The sequence below is a fragment of the Myxococcales bacterium genome, from assembly GCA_016712525.1.
In the GTDB taxonomy this organism is placed as follows: domain Bacteria; phylum Myxococcota_A; class Polyangia; order Polyangiales; family Polyangiaceae; genus JAAFHV01.
This window is the reverse complement of the sequence record JADJQX010000008.1, coordinates 1,679,254-1,695,457: the sequence shown is the minus strand read 5'-3', so window position 1 is coordinate 1,695,457 and position 16,204 is coordinate 1,679,254. Positions and strand designations below refer to the sequence as shown.

General features: G+C 68.1%; 10 protein-coding genes and 1 riboswitch. All 10 genes read right to left on the bottom strand.

Going from position 1 to position 16,204, the window contains the following annotated elements; translation table 11 throughout:
* Window positions 1-185: 185 nt before the first annotated feature.
* Complete coding sequence (locus tag IPK71_36715) at window positions 186-1,196, bottom strand: hypothetical protein (GenBank protein ID MBK8219301.1); 1,011 nt, start codon at window positions 1,194-1,196, stop codon at window positions 186-188.
* A 97-nt stretch (window positions 1,197-1,293) separates the two neighbouring features.
* Window positions 1,294-2,328 carry a hypothetical protein gene (locus IPK71_36710; GenBank protein ID MBK8219300.1) on the bottom strand — a complete coding sequence of 345 codons (1,035 nt, stop codon included), beginning with the start codon at window positions 2,326-2,328 and terminating at the stop codon, window positions 1,294-1,296.
* Entirely contained in the window at window positions 2,325-4,502 is a 2,178-nt protein-coding gene (locus IPK71_36705; protein MBK8219299.1) for a M4 family metallopeptidase, read from the bottom strand. Before IPK71_36705 ends, IPK71_36710 begins: the two co-directional genes overlap by 4 nt.
* 462 nt (window positions 4,503-4,964) lie before the next feature.
* Window positions 4,965-5,210 carry a hypothetical protein gene (locus IPK71_36700; GenBank protein ID MBK8219298.1) on the bottom strand — a complete coding sequence of 82 codons (246 nt, stop codon included), beginning with the start codon at window positions 5,208-5,210 and terminating at the stop codon, window positions 4,965-4,967.
* A gap of 231 nt (window positions 5,211-5,441) precedes the next feature.
* Entirely contained in the window at window positions 5,442-5,885 is a 444-nt protein-coding gene (locus tag IPK71_36695) for a hypothetical protein (GenBank protein MBK8219297.1), read from the bottom strand.
* Window positions 5,886-6,088: 203 nt separating this feature from the next.
* Window positions 6,089-6,385: a hypothetical protein gene (locus IPK71_36690; GenBank protein MBK8219296.1), complete on the bottom strand. Its 297-nt coding sequence runs from the start codon at window positions 6,383-6,385 to the stop codon at window positions 6,089-6,091.
* 183 nt (window positions 6,386-6,568) lie between these two features.
* Window positions 6,569-6,823: a hypothetical protein gene (locus IPK71_36685; GenBank protein MBK8219295.1), complete on the bottom strand. Its 255-nt coding sequence runs from the start codon at window positions 6,821-6,823 to the stop codon at window positions 6,569-6,571.
* Window positions 6,824-7,089: 266 nt separating this feature from the next.
* A complete protein-coding gene (locus IPK71_36680) occupies window positions 7,090-7,566 on the bottom strand; it encodes an SMI1/KNR4 family protein (GenBank protein ID MBK8219294.1) in 477 nt (158 codons plus the stop codon).
* 10 nt (window positions 7,567-7,576) lie between these two features.
* Window positions 7,577-15,046, bottom strand: coding sequence for a hypothetical protein (locus IPK71_36675; protein MBK8219293.1), 7,470 nt, complete (start codon window positions 15,044-15,046; stop codon window positions 7,577-7,579).
* A 146-nt stretch (window positions 15,047-15,192) separates the two neighbouring features.
* On the bottom strand, window positions 15,193-15,888 hold the full coding sequence (locus IPK71_36670) for a hypothetical protein (GenBank protein MBK8219292.1): 696 nt from the start codon (window positions 15,886-15,888) through the stop codon (window positions 15,193-15,195).
* Window positions 15,889-16,019: 131 nt separating this feature from the next.
* Window positions 16,020-16,162, top strand: a riboswitch (cobalamin riboswitch).
* The last annotated feature ends 42 nt before the right edge of the window (window positions 16,163-16,204 follow it).

Below are 16,204 nucleotides of genomic sequence, written 5' to 3'. Positions count from 1 at the left end.
TCGTCCATGGGCTGCGCCAGTGCGCCCCCCGAGCGGTCTAGCGCAGGCCCCGGCCGGCGCAAAGGGGAGGACGCGGGCGCGCATGCCGATTCGATGCCAGGGGAGGGCACCTTCGGGGGCCTCTGCTCGGCAGGCGGCTCGTGCGCGCGCTTCGTGCCGCCTGCCCTTGCTCTCTCCGCAGCGAGTCAGGGGCAGTCGATGCTCCGTTCGTGCGGATAGGCCAAATGCGAGTCGTCTTCCTGGCGATACATCCGTTTGAACAGGCTAGCCGTCATGCCGGGGTGCGGCTCCTCCCCGCCGAGGTCGAAGTACACGTCGTCGGCGACGTCGAACCCGCGAAATGACCAGTTCTGCGCGTCGAGCGCGAACCAGGTCACGTAGGCATCGGACGCGGTGCAGGCCTGGCGCCGTATCCGGTAGCCTGGGACCTCCCAGACGAGGGAGACGTCCCCGTATCGGTCTTGTGCGTAGCTGAGCACGCCTGGCCTCGGCGGGATGCCCTCGGCGCCGTCGGGGTGCATGGAGAGGTAGTGGGCACGGGTCTCTCTGCCGTCGGTCGTGGGGAGCGGGAGCCCGCGCTCGGGCAGGTCGACGAGGGTGTTCATGATCTCCGTGATGCGCATGGTGCGGACGTCGATGACGACCTCGAGGCGGCACCGTCGGCAGGTGATCCCCTCCGGCCCCGGAGGAAACTGGCGGAACGTCCAGTGGTACTCGTGATCGGAGATGGCGTCGCGTTCGGTCACGTGCACGTGCCGCGGCGCGGTGGGGACGCCCAAGATCTGCCTGTAGTCGTTGACGAAGCCGAGCGCAGCCTCCCCCGATAGGCCACGGACCGGGATCCCCCCATAAGGCGACGAGGCGTGGGCCGTACGGAGCTTGTAGGGCCTCTTGCGCCAGAACGTCACGTGCTCGTACGCGCTCAGGTACTCCGGTGGAGGAGGCGCGCTCGCCTCCCAGAGCGCGAGCGCCCGCGCGTGCGGCTTTCGATACGCCTCGCCTTGGAAGCGAAGGAGCACCTTCTGCACCATGTGGTGCTCGGGGTCATCGACGTACCTGTCCGGCTCGGTGCGGACGTAGAGAGGTTCGTCGAAGTCCGCGCCTCGGGGCGCGACGCTCACGATGGCGCCCCAGGCGAGCTTCGGGAGCGCGAGCGCGACGAGCGCGGCTACGGTCGTGAGGGCTCTTCTACGCATGCGAGACGTGGCTCCATGGGCGGGTCGAACGGGAGAGCGCTCGCGCTCGTGCCCGCGCTCACCAGGCGGGACTCGAGAGGCGGGCGGCGTTTTGGGCTCAAGGGGCACACATGATGCGTGGGCACTCCCCATCGGTGCACATCGGGTCGAGAAGGCGAGGGGCGCCCTCGGGGAGCGGTGCTTCCCCTCCGGCTTTGCAGTACACGTCGTCGGCGACGTCGAACCCGCGAAACGACCAATTTCGCGCGTCGAGCGCAAACCACGTGAGGTAGGGTTCCCGGCCGCCGAGGGGCGGTTGGCGGAAGCGAGACCCGCGCACCTCCCAGACGAGGGAGACGTCGCCATAGCGGTCCTGTGCATACGTAAGGAGGCCTGGCTCCCGGGGGATGCTCTCCGCGGCGGCGGGGTGCAGCTCGAGGAAACGTGCGACGATCTCCCTCCCGTCCGTCGTCGGAAGAGGCAGCCCTCGGTCGGGGAGGTCGATCAGCGTGTTCGCGATCGTCGTGATTCGCATGGTCCGAACGTCGATGACCACGTCGAGCCGGCACCAGCGGCAGACGATCCCCTCGGGCCCCGGCGGAAACTGCCGGAACGACCACTGGTACTCGTGCTCCGAGATCTCCCTCCGACGCGTGACGTGCACGTGCCGCGGCGCCGTTGGGACACCCAAGAGCTGCTTGTAGTCGTCGACGAAGGCGAGCGCGGCCTCGCCCGATAGACCACGAACCGGAATGCCACCGTGCGGCGAGGTGCTCCAGGCCGTGCGGACCTTGTAGGGCTTCTTCCGCCAGAACGTCACGTGCTCGTACCCCCTCAAGGGCTCCGGCGGAGGCGGCACGCTCGCTTCCCAGAGGGCGAGCGCGTTGGCGTACGGCTTTCGGTACGCTTCGCCTTGGAAGCGAAGGAGCATCTGCTGCACCATGTAGTGCTGGTGGTCGGTCACCCACGGGTTCGGCTCGTTCCAAACGAAGAAGCGCTCGTCGAACTCCGGGCCACGGGGCGCAATGCTCAAGATGGCGGCCTCCGCGTGCCTCGGCACCGCGAAGAGCACGAGGGCTCCGAGCGCGACGATCGCGCACGCACGCCAGGAGAAGAAGAGGCCAGCGGGCGGAGAGGAACGGAGAGGGCTCATGGGAACGCGCTTTCGCAGGACGCATCACCGCTCGGGGTGAGCACGGCTTCGCGTGTACGGGGCATGCGGACGGCGCACGCCTGGCCAGGCAGGCAGGCATCGCCGCCGAATATGGATCCACCTTTGCAAGTGTACCAGCTGGCGGAGAAGCGCTCGTGGCAGTAGACGCCGTCAGGTTTGGGCACCTTCGTGCCGTTCGGTCCTGGCAACCAGCACTGGGCTTCGGGGAGGACGTTGCACGCGAGCCCGAGGGCGTCGACGGTGCGCTTGTCGAGCGCCCCGACCGCGTGCCACGCGCAGCCGACCGAGCGCGCGTCCGCTGGAGACGTCGCGAATGCCGCGGCGACCTGAAACCGCGCGAGGCTCGCGAAGTCTCGGACGGGGGTCGCGAGGATGCCCTTTTGCCCGGCGACCCCCAAGGTCGCCATCCAGAGCTGCTCGACGCCGGCCACGCTCGTCGCGCCGTCGACTTGAACTAGGGAGGTCGAGTTGAGGCCGCCGAAGGTCATGAGATAGAAAGCGTGCCCGACGACGAGCGCGTTGTCATGGACGCAGCCCCAATCGTTGTCGAAGGTCGGCGCTTCGCGCACGATCTTGCCATTCACGACCCGCGCGCAGAGCTGTTTCTCGACGTGGTTGGGGTAGGACACGTTGTTCTTGCCCACGACCTTGAAGAGGTTCATTGCCAGGCCGCGGTCCGGGTTGGCGAGGTTTCGCCCGTGGCCGTTCGGCCAGATGCGCTCCCCGACCGTCGCCGCCGTCCGCGAGCCCCCGCCCGCGGAGCGCTCGAAGATTTGGCCGATGACGTCGGCCAGGCCCTCCTGGATCGCCCCCACCTCGCCGGGCTCGGCTTCGTGCCGGGCGAAGGCGTGGGTGAGCTCGTGACCGACGACGTCGAGGGCGAGCGCTGTAGGCAGCCTCTGCTTGTCGGGGTTGGTCGCGAACGTGCCCGCAGCATTCAGCCATCCGTCGCCGAAGGAGATCTGCTTCGTCCTCGGGTTGAAGCTCGCGTTGTTGCGCGCGTCGACCTCGACGAGCTTGCCTGTCCTGTCGCGGCGCATCGCCACGTTGGCGTGCACGACGATCTCGATGCCGTCGCCGAAGGCCGCGTCGAACCCCGCGACAGGGCCTCGGCCGAGACGCTTTCGGAAGAAGGTGTCCGCGAGCGACACGTTGTGCAGCGCATCCACCGCGACTTGGTCGGCGACGCTCGCGTGAGAGCGCTGTTTTCCTCGCCCTTCGTAGGCGTTGAACCCTACGTCGAAGCGGTCGGCGCTCGTGCTGGTGATGGGGCCCGTCGTGATCGGCGTGCCATCCTGACCAAAGGAATCCAGGCTCTTCACGACGAGGTGCGCGCCGGTGCCGAAGGCCTCGAGCACGTACGTTTGGCCGTCCCACTTTCGCGTCTCGACCTCGAGGGTCTTCCCCCGGCGAAGGAAGGTCGCGGGGATTGGAGGGGCGAAGGCGTCCTCGGCCGAAAAGGCCGCTACGCCCTCGTCGTTCGGCATCACGACCAGCACCGAGCCAGTGGCCGCGTCGATCCACGCCGTCGCGGAGTCGGAAGCGACGCGATAGGTGAGCGCGGCGTCGTCGTCACTCGTGCTCCCGCCAGGGGCCCGCGCTTCGAGGCGAACCGTGATCTCGTCGGGCTCGACGTCTTCGACCGCGAGCGCGTGTTTTCCGATGCGCTCGGCGTCCTCGCGCGAGATGCGTGGCGCGCCGTCGACCTTGGGTACATGGCCCGAGAGCGACACGAAGCGACCCTCCGGATCGAGCACCACCTCGACCCCAGCGTCGCCGCCGTCCACCTCTGCAGGCAGCGAGCTCACGAGCACGTGATGCAGGCCCAAGCCGTCCTCGCCCGCCGAACGCACCGAGAGCGCTTCGGGAGCCATCCCGAGCTCCTGTGCATAGCCTTTCACCCACGCGAGGACCTGCGTGTCGCGGTCGTTCCCTCGGGCCACCACGCGGGTCTTCTCGGCGACGAGGGCGTACGACGAACGGCCGACGACCTCGGCCACCACCGGGACCCCGAGGTCGGCTGACATGCGCCCGGCGAGGTCGGTCCCCGCGCTCCCCTCCGTGAGCCGCGCGGGCTCGTCGTCCGCCCCCGAGCACGCCGCCGCGCCCAACGCCAACGCCACGAGCCCCAGCCTTCGCCACCGCTTGTCCATCGCTCCCTGCCTTTCGAGGAGGTCTGTCGGCCAGGGGAGCGCGCGTGTTGCTAGCTTTCTGGGGGCCCCCTACGTTTTCGCGCGCCGCGGTGGGCAGCGGGCGGAGTTGCCTATGATTTCCAGCACTTGGCGGCAACGTCGGTCGCGGAGGGGCCTCCAGCGCTTGCGACGCCTCGTCCGTCGTTCGGCGCGCCACGGTCCCGCCCGAGGCGTCGCAGAAGAGAGACGTCGTTCGCTCTCCGTCCGACACCTGCGACAGGCACCCGAGCGGATCCGTGTCGAGAGCGGATCGGAAGAGAGAGGTGCCCCCACTCGCAGGTGCTCGGCCTGCGGCCTGCGCGCCTGCGGTCTCCCCCCCATCGCGTGCTCGGGCTACGCCCTCCGCGCGCTCAGGGGGAGACCCGAGAGGGCCGAGTGCTCACGTGAGCGCGCACGTCCGCGCTCTCTCCCGTCACGCGCGTCTCAGGGCGTTGGGGTTCCCGGAGGGTCGAGCTCGTCGAGGGCGTCGTCGTCCTCGGAGAACGCCTGCTTCGAGTACGTCGCGCGCCACCCGTCGGGCGCAAGGTACTGGCGCAGGAGCGACTCGCGCGTGAGCTCCACGTATTCTCCGCTCTCCGTCTTCCATCGCAGCTTCAGGCGCCCCTCGTCCAGGCTGCGCAGTAGGGTCGCGATGGTCACGTCGACGATGTCCGCGATGATTGGGCCCATCTGCGGACCGCAGCCGCCAAGCTGGCGCCATCTGAGGGCCAGGACGGACGTCGCATCGGGAGAGAGAGTGGCATGCCCCGCTTCGATGACTTCGTCGCGCACAAGATCCACGAGCAGCATCCCGAAACCAGAAGTTACCGTCTCTTGCATCTTAGACCTCGAGCGCCGATTGGGCAGGAGCGAAGGGGACACCGGACGGATGCCCGAGAGAACCAAGGGAACGAGCCACGGCTACTCGTCCTCTCCCTTGTGGGTGGGGTCGCTCGCAGCCGCATCATCCGAGACCCCGGGGACGTCGAAGATGTTCGGCAGCCCGGCATAGTGGTCGAAGTAGCGCTCTTTCGAGTACGCCGAGCGCCAAGCGTCCGAGCCAAGGTAGTTTCCGCACATTTCGTCCTCGGCGGCCACGGTGAGGTCGACGTGAGCCCCTTTCGCATCCTCCCACTCGAGCTCCAATAGTCCTTCGTCGATGCACGCGAGCAACCTCGCGATGGTCGAATCAACAACGTCTGGAATGAACGACGGGATGTCGACCCCCTGCTCGTGGAGCGCCCGCCATCGTGGCGACGCCTTCGACATCGACGCCTCGGAGAGTCGCGCGTCGCACGCGCGAATGGCCCTGTCTCGTACGTGCTCCACGAGGAGCGCGGCAAAAGCTTCGGCTTCTGGACTCATTGCTCCCTCTCGCAGGCCCTTGTCCCGCCCGCGCGAATTGCGAGGCGACGCCCGCCTGTGGGGAGACTACACGAGAGCGTGCCGCGCCTGCCAGGCGGTCGGTGCGCGAGCACTACCCTCGGCGCCGGAGCCGTCAGGGTAGACCTCCGAGGCCGAGTGCTCACGTGAGCGCGCACGTCTACGCTCTCCCCGTCACGCGTCGTTCAGGGCGTTGGGGTACCCGGAGGCTCGAGCTCGTCGAGGGCGTCGTCGTCCTGGGAGAACGCCTGCTTCGAGTACGCCGCGCGCCACCCGTCGGGCGCGAGGTACTGGCGCAGGAGCGATTCGCGCGTGAGCTCCACGTACTCTCCGCTCTCCGTCTTCCATCGCAGCTTCAGGCGCCCCTCGTCCAGGCTGCGCAGTAGGGTCGCGATGGTCACGTCGACGATGTCCGCGAGCACCGGGCTCACCTCGGGACCGTGCCCGCCAAGCTGGCGCCAACGCTTCGCGAGAGGGGACATGACGTCGGGCGAGAGCGCCCTGTTTCCCTTGCGGATCGCCGGATCTCGGACGTTGTCGACCAGTAGCGCACCAAAGTTCGAAAGTTTAGGAATGGACATCGTACTCGAAGACGACCCCGGGGGCGGTCGGATGAAGATCGCGACGTACTGCCAGGAAGACCATCGTTACGGAGAGCTCGCCACTCATTTGGCTTCCCCTTCGGTTTCGCTCTCGGTCCCCTCGCGGTCGAAGAAGCCACGGACGTCGGCGAAGTAGTCGACGTAACGCTCCTTTGCGTACATCGAGCGCCACGATTCGGAGCCTCCGTACCATCCACACATCTCCCCCTCTCCTTCCGTGGTGAGGTCCACCCTCGCTCCACGTTCGTCCTCCCATTCGAGCTCCAGTAGCCCTTCGTCGATCGCGGCGAGCAGACACGAGATCGCCGAGTCGACCATGTCAGGCACGAGTGGAGGAATGTCGACCCCCTGTTGCTGGAGCGCGCGCCAGCGTCGTGCCATCGGCGATGTAGCCCCCGGGGACACCCGCGCGTCGCACGCGCGAATGGCTCTGTCTCGAACGTGCTCCACGAGGAGCGCGGCGAACTCTTCCACTTTCGGATTCGACATCTACTTCACCCATGGGATCTTGGTGGGGGCCGCCACACCGGCCTGCTTCAGAGTGTCGATGGCTTTCGCAACGGTCGTCTCACGGTCAGCAAGTCCTAGCTCATTTTGCCACTTGCGAGTGGGTTTTGCCCGTCGAGCTCCAGGAGCAATTCGATGATCCATTCAGCGAGGGAGGTCGCGTGGTTCTTGGGCTGCTGGTTCGGCCCCAGTTCGTGATCCCAGTAGAGTACGCAGCCCGTCTCTGCCCCGCTCGTGCCTACACAGTACAGATTTCCGGCCCCGTCATTTAGGAGAGGTACAAGGTCGTGGCGGACGGGGGAGCCGCTGTCGCCACGCTCCAGCATTGTCATTGTGACGATGTTCAGATGCTCCGGTAGTTCCTCGCCGAGCCCAAACATCTCGGAAGGGCCAAGCTCGAGATGCCCGAATTGGACAAGATATTTGCGTAGCTCACGCGGAAAGCATACCCCCAGTGCGCGCTCGGCGTCGGCTGCTACCTCTTCTTTGCAGCCGGTCCCTATGATAACATCGTGGCGAGCGCGAAGGGTCATTTCTAGTTCGTCGAATGTCACGCGATTTCTCCTACGGAAGATTTGGGTGATTCAGCTTGTAGTTCGGGCCCAGCCGATGGTCGGTTCGCGTTAGGGGGCTCAGGTTGTCAAAGGCATTGGAGCCGCCCTCTGCTAGCGAGGTGTTGTGGTGTAGCTCCATCGGAAAGCCATCGCGGCCGATTGGGGCTTTGCCTGCCTGCATGCGGACGAGATTCGCGGCTGACCAGGCCTGCGGATTCGTCGCAGCTTCGTTCCTCCAGAACGCAGGCTTGACCACGGAGTTGAATTCATTTCTCGCCGCCTTCAACGCATCCCCAGTGACCCGCGGCGCGTCAGCTGTAGGCGTGGCTCTGCCCGAAGAGGGAACCCGCGCCGGTGCCGCTGCGGGAGGCGCCGCTTCACTTCCTGGACTTGCCTGCCCGCCCCCAGCGCCATGGTTCCGCGCCTCGTTATACAGCGTGGTGAGGCCCTTGCTGATCGAAATCGAACCCGACACGACCATGGTCGCGCCGACAGCCATCGCTGGCACCGCGGCCATGGTTGCCGTTCCGCCGGAGAGGACCTCGCCGACTCCTCCACCACCGGCGATTCCAGAGCCGGTCTGCGCGACGACATACCCCCCGGCGACCTGACCGACCGCGAAGCCGACCACGTGCTCCTTCTCGTGGGCAGTGCCGCGCTCATGAGCGATCGGCGGGTCGGGGGTCGGCACTGGGCTCGCCCCGTGGATGAAGCCCACGAGCGCTGCTCCAGCGAAGTGCCCCAGGCTGCGCAGGCTCTCCATCGCGGATGGCCCCTCGAGGCCAGAAAGGTCCGTCCACCTGGCGGGGTTGTTCGAGGCGTACGAATAGAGGTTGAGCTGCTCGCCCCACGCGGCTTGTCGGTCGGGTGCCAGGGCGATGAGGGGGTCGGGGCTGAGCCACCTCCGGAGCGACGGGTCGTAGGAGCGCGGCCCGTAGTGGTAGAAGCCGGTGCCCGGGTCGGGCTCGCGGCTGGTGTAGGCGTGAGTCGGGCGCGGCTTGGGCGAGATCGGGAGGTCTTTGCCCCAGGCGTCGTACTCGGTCTCCGAGGTCGTCGCGCGGCCTGGAGCGGCGTATTCGAGCCGTGAGAGCGTGCTCCCCCGCACGTCGGAGATGACGTACGCGGAGCGCGCCACGTCGAGCTCTCCCGTGGTGAGCGAGTAGGCCTCCTCGGCGGTCGTGGTCTTCGCGAGCGGCACGCGCATGAGGAAGATGCCCTCGTGCGGCCTCAGCTCCCCGATCCCCGCGACCTCGATCACGGCCTCGACTGCCTGCGACGCCGCGTCCGTCGTTCGGCGCGCCACGGTCCCGCCCGAGGCGTCGCAGAAGAGAGACGTCGTTCGCTCTCCGTCCGACACCTGCGACAGGCACCCGAGCGGATCCGTGTCGAGAGCTCGGTGTGTCGTCTGCCCCGTCGCAGGGTCGGTCAGGTCGTCGGTGATGGCTTCGCCGTCGGGCCCGTAGCCGAGCGACCGCGTCGGCGCACCATCGCGGTCGACCTGGGTCACCGCCTGTCCCAGGTGCGGTAGCCCGTAACCGTACGCGAGCCCGTCGGCTTGCAGCAGGTTGCCACCGGGCGAGTACGCGTACGTCTGGTTGCGGCTCTGCCCACGGATCGAGAGCTCCGTACGGACGAGGCGGTCGAGGGCGTCGAACGTGTGGCTCTTCTGCGAGACCAGGGTATTTCCCTGGGTCCGCGACTCCATGACCACGTTGTCGGTCGCGTCGTAGGTGTACGCGAGCGATTCGAGCGTCGTGCCATCGGCGGCCGCGTGCCGTGAAGCGAGCAGGTTCCCCGTCCCCGGGTCGTACGCCCGCGTGAGCGTCGCTCCGTTCCCGAAGGCGGCCGCGACGATCCGGTCGTCGGCGTCGCGGACGATGCCGTCCACGAGAGGGCGACCTCCGCTCGTGAGGCGCTTCGTTCGGCCCGCAGCGTCCGGCTGGTACTTTACCTCCACCGGGGCAGGGAGCCCCGTGAGCCGGAACGACCGCAGCCCGCCCATCGGCGCGTAGTCGAAGGTCGTCGTGTAGACGCTCGCGACGTTCGCGAAGCCCGCCGTCACCTCGGCCGAGGGGCGCTGCTCGACGACCTTTGGCCTCGAATAGGCGTCGTACGTGTACGTGCGCTCTCCCGCCGCGTCGCGCGTGCGCGCGATCCGCCCGAGTGCGTTGTGTCCGAAGGTCGCGTCGTCGTAGTCGGTCGTCCGCTGCACGGTGCGACCGCCCGCGTCCGTTCCCGTCAAGGCCACGGTCCGGCCTGCTTCGTCGCGTGTGACCGTGACCACACGCCCGGCCGGCGACTCGACGCGCGAGGGTCGCCCCGCGACGTCGTGGCACACGAGCGTCGCGCCTGCCGCGGCGCCCGCGTGGTGCGGCAGGTCGTACCGGACCAGCCGCCCGGCGTCGTCCCGTTCGAGGTGACGCTCCATGCCGTCGCCGTCGACCACCCGAACGATGGCGCCGAGGCCATCGCGCATCAGTCGATGCTCCGAGATGACGTTCCCAGCCGCGTCGGCGCGCTGGACACGCACGACCTCGCCGTTGTCGTCCAGCTCACGCCGCGTACGCATGCCGCGCGGGTTCGTCTCCAGCGTGCTCGTTGGCGTGTAGGCGAAGGTGGTCGTCGTTCCATTGGCCCGCACGACCTGGGTCACCCGATCGAAGCCGTCGTAGCGGGTCGTGGTGCGCCGGTCGTTCGGGTCGAACGTGGCGACGTCCGGGGCGCCGACGAACTTCGCTTCGTAGGTCTCGATGCGACGCCCGAAGCCGTCGTAGCGCGCGAAGTCCTTTCGTACCCACGGGACCTCTGCGGTTCCCCGCCCTTCGACGACCGACAGGGCTTGGCCGTCTCCGTCGAAGTACCGCACCTGAAGCACGTAGTCGTCCGGCCCGCTCCCCGTCGTCGTCCGGATCGTCGCCGAAGCGGGCCAGGTATCCGCGTACTGGTACGTGCGTACACGCAGCGCGCCGGGGGCCTGCTCCTCGATCGGTCGACCGCGGCTGTCGAACGTCGTGCGCCATGCGTGACCGTTCGGGTCCGTGTACGCGGTCTGCGCGCCGCTCCGTAGGTCATTCTCGGCGTGCGCCGTGAGCGTCGTCGTGCCCTGCGGCGCGCCATCGACGTACCGCGTGAGCGTGCTCGAGGTCGACACGGGGTAGAGGTGGTGGGCGTCGAACACCCGCGACACGTGGAGGCCGCTGGGCGCCGAGTGGGCCGCCACGAGCCCGAAGTCGTCCACGGTGAAGGACGTCGTGCTCGGTCCCGGGTCGACGCACCCCGCCGCGCTTGTCCCTGGTACGGTCTCGGTGAGCGCCTCGCCACGCGAGCCGTAGGTGCGTTCGATCACGGAGAGCGTCGCGTCCGACTGCTCCACCCCGCCGCGCTCGGTGACGCCGCGTGTCTCGCTCCGCGTGACGAGCCCGAGCTGCCATCGGGCATCGGTTCGGTGCTCGTAGGTCGCGAGGCTCCGGGTAGTCGTCCTCGAGGGCACCACGTTGGCGCCGTCGCTCGGCCCCGCGATGCGCTCCGTAACGAAGCCCTCGGCGTCACGCGCCAGGACGCGCGCCTCCGTCTCACGGCATTCTCCGCCGATGCAGCGACGTGTCCGGGCGCCGTCCGCCTCGATGACGATCGAGCCTCCTCGGACGTGGGCGCTCGCGAAGGTGGTGGTCGCTTCGGTCGAGGCTCCGTCCGTCGACTCGCTGCGGACCTCGACCCCACGGAGCGGATAGCGATCTGGCAGGGGCAAGCCGTCCTCTCCGAGCACCTGCTCGCGGACGTCGAACGTGGTCGAGGTCGTGAAGGACGCGTCGAAGCCGCCGTCGACGTACGAGTCCGTGGTCGCCGATACCTTCTCGAAGCCGATGGCATCCGGGCTCTCCACGTCACGAACGAAGTTCACGTAGTGAAGGAGCGCGACCGAGCGCGCCGGCGCAGGGAGCCCGGGAGCTGCGCGATCGGGGCGAGCCGTGTGCGTGATGCTCGCGACGACGCGGCCTTGGGTGCCGGTGCCCGTGACGTAGGCTGGATCGTCCCCGCGCGCGTAGGCAACGCGTGTCTCGGCGCCCGACGAGCTGCCCTCGGAGACGAGCAGGTCCGGCATCGTGCCGAGGTTCTTCCGCCAACGGCCCTTCGCCGGGCACTGTTCGACGACGTTCGGCGGAACGCCGATCGTGCGGCAGTACCCCATCTGGACCAGGTCGACGAGCCCGTCGCCGTCGACGTCGACGATCCGGCCGGCGTCCGGCCACAACGGAGGGGCATCGGGGAGCCTCTCGGGATCGCCGACCAGAACCCCCGGCGCCATGTAGACGGCGAGCGCGAAGTCGGACGGGAGGGAGACCTCGGGCGCATGGCGAAAGCCTCGGCCGGTGTTCAAGAAGACGCGGTTGACGAAGACGGAGGCATTTCCGCCGAAGTAGTCCCGCCGTTCGAACGCTGCGACCCAGTCGATGAGCCCGTCGGCGTTGATGTCCACGGGCACCATCGCCGTGACGGGGATCGTCCCGCCACCGCCATCGGCCATGTCCACGCACCGGCCGTCGCGGTTCTTGAGGAGGGCAAGGGCGTCATGTGGGGTCGTCGCCTCGAACCCGAGCCCGGCGCCGAAGTGCACCTGGTTTTGCCAGACGTATCCGCGGTTGATCTCGACGGAGTGCCCACCGATGCACGTCTTGCGTTGGCTGCCATCGACGACTGGCGCCTTGGCGCGGACGATATCGACGAGCCCGTCGCCGTTCAGGTCCACCGGGAACACGTTGAAATTTCGGTACGACGCGTACGTGCAGGTGGGCCCGCTGCACTCCTCGAGCCGGCCGTTGTTGAACATCCCGAGGAGCGACTTCTCGAGGTGCCCGATACCCACGTCCGCCTCTCGGTAGTACCGGCGCTCGGCCGAGCCATCCGCCAAGTAGACACGCGGGACGAACTTGAAGACCTCCTTGGGGACGGTCCGGGCGTCCTCGCTCCACGGGAGCACGCCGCCGTTGGCGTCGAACCGCTCGACCAGCATTTCTCGCAGGTAATCCTGCATCGAGCGCGGCCCCCACATCGTGCCGCACCAATCCCGCGGGTCGGCCCCGAAGCGATTCGGGACCCAGCCGTCGACCGGATTGCCGGGCAGCGGCAGGCCGCCACCGAGTGGGCCCATCGGACCCCCGGGAGCGAGCTCGCCGCCGGGCCCGAAGGGGCTCGGCGCGCCACGAATCGACATGTGCTTCTCACCCTGGAGCTCCGGGTGCAACGCCGTGCACGAGGTCCCGTAGACGTCCACGAAGTGTTGCGCGGTCTCCACGTAGTCCTCGTCCGAGAGCTCCGACAGCTCGTGGAACAACGGGTCGAAGAGGTCCTCGTACACGACGCTCGTCCAGAGCGCGGCGCTCGTCTCTGGGCTCGCGCCGACGCGATCGGCGAGCGCGACGAGCTCGGGCATCCCGCGTCGTTTCTCCCACTCGCGGTACGACCGCGCGTCCGCGAAGTGCATGAGAAAGCGCAGGAGATCGTCGGGAGAGAGCCCTCGCCTGGTCGCGGCCGTGCGCAAGCGCTCCCTGAACGTCGAGCCGAAGGCTTCGGCGACAGGGTTCACCCGGACGCGCTGCTTCAGGAGCACCACATCGGGGCGACCGTCGCCGTTGACGTCGACGATCGGTGCCTGGAAGTCTCGCAGCGTCATCCCGGTGAACGTGACAGGGCTCGACCCAATCGGGCCGGGGTTCGCCTGCGTCCGGATGACGTGAACCTGCTGGTACGCGGTCCTCGGCCAGCCCGTAAGGACCTGCGTCGTGCGGATGGGCGCACCGGACCTGGCGTCGTTCCTTACGACGTGGAGGAGTTGGCTCCCGAAGCTCGCTGCCTGTGGCTGATCGAAGTGAGGCGTCAGGCAGCCCGACACGAGGCCGCGGCACGAGCCATCGCCATAGTTCGACATCGACGGGCGGTACGGCTCCGCCGATCCGCACGACGTCCAGAATGCGGTGTCGAGGCATTTGTCGATCGGCGAAAAGTCCCGGAGGAGATCGGCCGGGCCGTTGACCGATGCGACCTTGTACGCGAGCGGAAACGAGACTCCGTCGAGGTCGCCGTCGCCGTCCATGTCGGAGAGCGACTTCACGAGGGCGTCTCCGGAGAGGGAGGACCCCGCCATCTTGAATGACTTCGCGGCCCCTTGGCTCATGAAGAAGCTTTTGGTCCCGCTTACGAGCGACTGCGGGGAGCCGAGGCCCGCTGGCAAGTACACGGCGTCCGCACGGTTGTTGCCAGCCGCCGAGGCGAACTGGTACCCGGAGCCGATCCCGTGCTGACCGAAGGCCTTGTCGAGATCGTTCCACTCCGGATCGTACGGATGACGCTCGCCGAACGCGCGCCGCTCGACCAGCTCGTCGCGGAGCGGCGCGGGCAGGTCCATCTCGCTCGAGAACGCGAGCCTGCCGGAAGCTCCGCTATAGGAGAACGTCCGCTCCGTCGGCGCCTCCCCAGGTGCGGTTCGTGTGACCGTGGACAGGAGAGCGCGGCCGCTGTCGGCGCTCGTCGTGTATCCGAGGGAATAGGTGTGATACGGCGCGCCTGCGACAGGGCCAACCTGGATCCGCTCGACGCGGGACGTGAGCCACGTGTTGCCCTCCAGCGCGTTGTGACCACCGTCTTGCGGCCCAATGGCGACGTCCACCGCGAACGCCGGGGCTAGCCCTTGGGGACGATTTCCGCCCCAGGTGGCACGCCGGAGGATAGGGACGCGAGACGCATCGGTCTTTGTGGCGCGGTTCTCGTCCTCGGTGTGGTGGTAGGTGTAGGTGACGTCGTTGCCGAAGGGGTCTTCCTCTCGGACGAGGAGCCACGAGAAGGTCCCGATCTCCGTCACGATCCGTGCGTGCGTCGGCCCGAAGGGGTCGACTCCGTAGAACCGCTTGTTGCCATTCGGTAGGTGCTCGATCCATCGTCCGCCCGGGACGTCGTCGAGGTACTCGTACCTCACGGGAGAGGTCTCGCGCTTCGGGGCGAACATCCTCCCGGCCCCGGCAGGACCATGAGCGCTCGGCACGACCTCTCCCGCGGGCGTGTCGAAAGGCGCGGTATCGTCGTAGGCGTAGTCGCCCCCGGAGTACGCCAGCTTCGGCATTCCGAGGCGCGTCGATCGATGGATCCGCGGCATCGCGAAGGACCATCCGGCGCCCACCGAGGACTCCTTGCGGTGTCCGGTGCTCGAGTAGCCAAGAGCCAAGCTCGGAGCCATGCCGAGCCGCCCCGGAGGTACGTCGATCGCGACGGACGTCGTGTACGCTCCCGTTGCCCCGACGGGGAGCGATCGACGCTTTCCCGGCGGCTGCTGCGTGAGTGAGTCGTTGAGCGCGGCGGCGCCCACGGACGTGTCCGAGAAGTTGAACCGAGGCGTCTCCTCGAAGGCGAGCGCAGGCCTCGCCATGGACAGCGCCTGCACGGCGAGCAAGAACGCGGACGAATACCGAACCCAGGGACGTTTCGACATGGAATCCTCGTGGAGACGCACGGCGACGCCCCACGAGCAGGAACGCTCGTGGGCGGCCGATAGCTTGGTTTTACGGACGCCCGCCGATCGGAGAAGGGTCGGGGTCTATTCGCCTTTACGATTCAGGGGACCGAGCCTCCGAATCGTTATTCGGCGGCAGACGATGGCGGTTCGAGGGTCTCGGGGTGCGCGTTGAGCGCCGCGATGAGGCCCGCGGCTCGCTCCTCGGACATTTCGATTCCCGCGAGCTCCTTCACGAGCCGGATATAGGCGTGGACGGCGCCGTTCGCGGCTTGGATGAGCGCCGGGAGCCGGATCGCTTCGGACCCGGCCCCTCGTGCGGGTGGAGCGGGAACGCTGCGGAGCACCTTGCCCGCGGCTTCGATTCGGGAACGACACGGCGTGGGCAGGGCCGCTGCGTTCGGGTCCGAACGCAGCGCTACGAGCCTCGCTGTCGCTTCCGCGACGAGCTCGGGGTAGGGGAGCTGGGTGAACGCGAGGCCGCCCTGGAAGTGTCGCTCGTAGACATGCCGGGCGAGAGCCCCCTCATCTCCGGGGATGGCAGCCTCCGCGGCGAGGAGCCGCGCGATCGCCGCGAATGCCCGCCCGACGTCCCGGTGCGCGCCCCGCAAGGGCGTCGAGCCTCCCCGGGTACGGTATGCGGCTTCGAGGCTCTCGATGGCCGAGACCGCACGTCGCGCGCGCTCGGAGACGAGGGCTTCGGCCGTGGTGGTCGCGTAGGACGACGAACGAAGCACGTTCGCCATCCGACAGAGCTCGGCGCGGCAGTAGCGAGGCGGACGGGCGAGGGGGCGATCGGAGAGCCGAGCAGGTGGAGGCATGCCGGGGTGTCGGCGGCCTCCTGGGATTCGTTGCGTAGAAAAATCGAGGCACACCACGTACCTCGTCACACCCCCGCGCCCGCCGTCCTTGCGTCTCGCTACGCGACGGCGTAGAAGCGCCGTGTCTCGCGACAGGGAACCCGGTGCGAATCCGGGGCTGCCCCGCAGCGGTAAGTGGGAACGAAACCCGTTTTCTCCACTGGGAGGCTCTCTCCTGGGAAGGCTCGGGGAGTAGAGACCGGCCTCGGCCGAGCGCCCACGAGCCCGAAAACCTCCGCGCGGCGCCCCCTCGGGAGACATCCGGGTGGGCTCGTCC

Bases quoted from the DNA above. Each gene is read 5' to 3' on its own strand.
- IPK71_36715 (MBK8219301.1), bottom strand. From the start codon at position 1,196: ATGCGTAGAAGAGCCCTCACGACCGTAGCCGCGCTCGTCGCGCTCGCG.
- IPK71_36710 (MBK8219300.1), bottom strand. From the start codon at position 2,328: ATGAGCCCTCTCCGTTCCTCTCCGCCCGCTGGCCTCTTCTTCTCCTGG.
- IPK71_36705 (MBK8219299.1), bottom strand. From the start codon at position 4,502: ATGGACAAGCGGTGGCGAAGGCTGGGGCTCGTGGCGTTGGCGTTGGGC.
- IPK71_36700 (MBK8219298.1), bottom strand. From the start codon at position 5,210: ATGGGCCCAATCATCGCGGACATCGTCGACGTGACCATCGCGACCCTA.
- IPK71_36695 (MBK8219297.1), bottom strand. From the start codon at position 5,885: ATGAGTCCAGAAGCCGAAGCTTTTGCCGCGCTCCTCGTGGAGCACGTA.
- IPK71_36690 (MBK8219296.1), bottom strand. From the start codon at position 6,385: ATGTCCCCTCTCGCGAAGCGTTGGCGCCAGCTTGGCGGGCACGGTCCC.
- IPK71_36685 (MBK8219295.1), bottom strand. From the start codon at position 6,823: ATGGTCGACTCGGCGATCTCGTGTCTGCTCGCCGCGATCGACGAAGGG.
- IPK71_36675 (MBK8219293.1), bottom strand. From the start codon at position 15,046: ATGTCGAAACGTCCCTGGGTTCGGTATTCGTCCGCGTTCTTGCTCGCC.
- IPK71_36670 (MBK8219292.1), bottom strand. From the start codon at position 15,888: ATGCCTCCACCTGCTCGGCTCTCCGATCGCCCCCTCGCCCGTCCGCCT.